General features: G+C 35.2%; 6 protein-coding genes. All 6 read left to right on the top strand.

The features are described from left to right. Positions 1-184 (top strand): hypothetical protein (locus A6E04_RS21430; protein WP_217491220.1); only part of this gene is annotated, 184 nt, incomplete at its 5' end. 244 nt (positions 185-428) lie between these two features. Beyond that, positions 429-1,190, top strand: a complete 762-nt coding sequence (locus A6E04_RS20475) for a hypothetical protein (RefSeq protein WP_065612260.1) — start codon at positions 429-431, stop codon at positions 1,188-1,190. A gap of 139 nt (positions 1,191-1,329) precedes the next feature. Continuing rightward, on the top strand, positions 1,330-2,040 hold the full coding sequence (locus tag A6E04_RS20470; RefSeq protein WP_065612259.1) for an FRG domain-containing protein: 711 nt from the start codon (positions 1,330-1,332) through the stop codon (positions 2,038-2,040). 137 nt (positions 2,041-2,177) lie between these two features. Further along, a complete protein-coding gene (locus tag A6E04_RS20465; protein WP_065612258.1) occupies positions 2,178-2,639 on the top strand; it encodes a hypothetical protein in 462 nt (153 codons plus the stop codon). 142 nt (positions 2,640-2,781) lie between these two features. Continuing rightward, positions 2,782-3,309, top strand: a complete 528-nt coding sequence (locus A6E04_RS20460; RefSeq protein ID WP_065612257.1) for a hypothetical protein — start codon at positions 2,782-2,784, stop codon at positions 3,307-3,309. Positions 3,310-3,450: 141 nt separating this feature from the next. Beyond that, positions 3,451-3,744: hypothetical protein (locus A6E04_RS21425; RefSeq protein ID WP_217491219.1), on the top strand; the 294-nt coding region annotated here is incomplete at its 3' end.

Here is a 3,744-nt window from a genome sequence, read left to right as displayed (position 1 = left end):
TTACGCTTCAATTGTTCTTTGGTTATGCCTCATTTTATTCTGCATTAGTGTTTTGCTCGAAGCATTTTCAATCCCAGCCGTGGCAAGGATATTTGATTTATCAGTTCCAAATCTGCTGAAACCAAGTCGTTCAAATGGCGTAAAAAATGTATTTGTTTTCTATTCACTTTATCTCGCAATTTAAGAACATTTTGTTCGCTTAATTACTATCGGTAAATTAGAATTAGGGCTTAGAAAATCTTGGCAGGGCAGTTCTTTACCAAGCTGGCCAAGCCGAAAGTAAGCACGCACAACAATCGCATCAACACGATTTATTACATTCGGCGTTCTGGGTTTGTCTTTAGTTTTGTGATTAAGGCAGTTAATTCAGATTGGTTTGCATAGTAATAAACGTGTTATGCCAGCGTTATAACTTTTAGGTAAATTAAATGGATTTAATTAGTGTTCTAAAAAAGGAAACAGGGAAGTTATCTAATGAGCAGTCTGCATACCTTATTGCACTGATACTTTTCCCTTTATCCATGTTATTTACTGAAACATTCCCATTTCCTTCGTACTGGATTGTGTCTAGTTTTTTGATTTATGGGTTTATTGTTTGGATTCGTGAGTGGGGAGATAATTTAAATTCCATATCATATGCGAAACCATTAATGGCATTGGCTTTTCTTGCTGCAACAACATTGAATGTGGCTATGGCTTCAATAACTGTAAATTCGATTTTAGAGGTGCCTAGTTCACCATTTATTTATACTATAACAATGGTATCCATACTAACGGTTCCTTTCACCACAGCGATTTCATTGGCCATGTTAGCTATACCAATGATGCTAATATCAATGTTTAGTTCCATGTTTTCTATTAAGGCGTTGTCCGCTAAAAAGATTGTTAATTTTGAAATATGGAGCTTAATGAAAGAAGTTTCAGCTCTTAATTTACTTGGTCGTATTTTTGCTAGCTTAACCGTTTTCTTTATAGCGACTTCATTTTTAGGAGATAACTCTTGGTATACAGATCAAGTAGCAGAGTTTACTAAGTGGTTTGCTTATAACTTTGAAATGGAAATTTATAGTTATTGCTCTCTTCCTAATAATGCTCATGTTTCATATATTGATGGGGAGCGTATTATTATTGGGGTAAATGAAAAGTCTGAGTATATTTTCACAGTATCAAACTGCATCACAGAGTTATAACAAATGCATCAACACGATTTGCTACACTCGGCGTTGTCGGTTTGCCTTTAGTTTCAGTGATTAAGGCAGTAAAATTCAGCTAAGTCTGCATGGTAGCAAACGTGTTATGCAGGCGTTATGTTTTCAATGAGGTTGAAAAATGGATTGTATGGTTTTGAAAGATCTAGATGATTTACATAAGATCTTTAGAGTATATCGAAATAACAAAGGATTTGGTTTATGGTTTAGAGGTCAGTCTGATCAAGACTGGGCTTTACTACCAAGCGCTGCGAGAGAAGAATACTATTTACCCGATAATCGTGATTTAGGTAGATTTAAAGAGTGGTCAAATTATGCTATTGCTCATGAAGTATTGCCGACAAATGATATTGAACAAATTGCATTAGCTCAACATCATGGTTTAGCAACAAGGCTTTTGGATTGGACTAAAAATCCATTAGTTGCTTGTTATTTTTGTGTCATATCAGAACTGAGCAGCGATGGCGCTGTTTATATATTAGAACCGCCAGAAGTAATGGCAAAACGAAATTTAACATTTGAAGAAATTAAAAATCACGAAGGAGTTATCTCTTATATACCTACAGCTTTTACAACCCGTGTTATTAATCAACAAGGGTTGTTTACAATACATTGCCCTCCCAATAGAGAAATAGAAGTAGTTAAGTCTAAATATTTACCAGAAGAGCATAATATTAAGAAAATAATTATCCCCAAAAGTATGAAAAATGACATCAAGGCAATGTTAGATGATTATGGGATTAATGACTCTACAATGTTCCCTGGTCTGGATGGACTTTCTAAATATATTAATGCAGATACTAATGAAATGGCTTTAAGGATAAAAACATAACAAATGCATCAACACGATTTGCTACACTCGGCGTTGTCAGTTTGTCTTTAGTTTCAGTGATTAAGGCGTTAAAATTCAGTTAGGTCTGCATGGTAGCAAACGTGTTATGCAGGCGTTATGCGTCATTAGGAGGGTAAATGATTAATTTTTTTGAACAAAGTGATAGCTTGGACTACGAAGTTTTAAGACCTATGAGGCATATTCGTGGTAATTGGGAATTACGACAAGGGGATGAGTCATTATTTGCTATTGAAGAGGACAGTTTTGCTGAAGACTTGAATAATTTGATTGATGAGCTTGAAGTCGCAGAAATTCCAGAACGTTATCATGATAATGAAGACCTTTTAGCCGAATATGTAAAAAATAAGTTTAATAGTGAAATTGTAAAGGTTGGTAATCGTTGGGAAGGTCAAAGTTATCAAATTATTTTACAAGATGCTGGTTTTTTTGATATTGATGAGCGTAATTTAGTTCAGTCTGCTAAAGGGCGAATTATGGCAGCAATAAAGTTTGGGCAAACTAGTTACGATGATATGGAGCTAGGCCATAGAAAAATGCTTGCTGTGATTTTAACATTAATTTTATATCATCGAATTTAGACGCATAACAAATGCATCAACACGATTTACTACACTTGGCATCTCAGGTTGTCGGGTGTTTCTCGTTTTAAGGCGTCAATTTTAAGTATAATTGTTTGGTAGTAAACGTGTTATGCAGGCGTTATGCCTTAAGAGGTAATTAATGAGTTTTGAACACGTCTTACCCTGGTTAGCTTTGCTAATTTCAGGTATTAGTTTATTTGTTAGTGGGTATTCGATTTATAGGGATAGAAGCCGAGTAAAAGTTTTCTGTAAAGTTGTTTATGATTGCTCTAGAGATCAATCTGAAAACCGTGATAATCCACCGCCGTTTTTGAGAATATATGTTGTAAATACAGGAAAAAGGCCAATTTTTCTTTCGAATCTTTGTGGTTATATTTCAAGAAAATCAGCACATTCATGGGCGCTGAAAGATGAGCCGATAGCTTTTGATGAGAATGGTATTCCTTCGGTTTTTTCAAGTGGTTTTGTCCATGATGTAGGGGTTCGATTAAATGATGGCGAAATCTATGAATATCGTATTAAACATGATGATTATACAAAATTGTACTCTATAGAGAATGATGGTTTTATGTTTAGAAAATACTATTTAACAGATGTGCTAGGTAAAAAATTCTTTGTAAAAGGTTCAAAAGTTGGGATTAAGAAGTTGTCGGAATATCAGGCATAACAAATGCATCAACACGATTTGCTACACTCGGCGTTGTCAGTTTTCCTTTAGTTTCAGTGATTAAGGCCGTAAAATTCAGCTAGGTCTGTATCGTAGCAAACGTGTTATGCAGGCGTTACACGAACTAAAGATTGCAGTTTTTTGGCTCAGTTCAGCGATAGAACCATTCGATTTTTAGATGTGAAAGTAGGGTGGTTTTCTTTCTTCTTTGTTTCCTTTTGGTGTTCATTTCATCAGGTTCGGCAATTGACTATTATTGCCAAAATTTCATGGGTTTCAGAAACCAATTTAGGCTTCAATTGTTCATGCTTTTGCCTCATTTCAGTTTGCATCAGTGTTTTGCTCGCCACATTTTCAATCCCAATTGTGGCGAGGGTATTTGGTTTATCAGCTCAAAACTGGCTGAAACCCGATCGTACAAATGGCGTAAGAAAA

The sequence above is a fragment of the Aliivibrio logei genome (assembly GCF_001691055.1).
Classification (GTDB): Bacteria; Pseudomonadota; Gammaproteobacteria; order Enterobacterales; family Vibrionaceae; genus Aliivibrio; species Aliivibrio salmonicida.
This window is presented reverse-complemented; position numbering and strand designations above follow the sequence as displayed.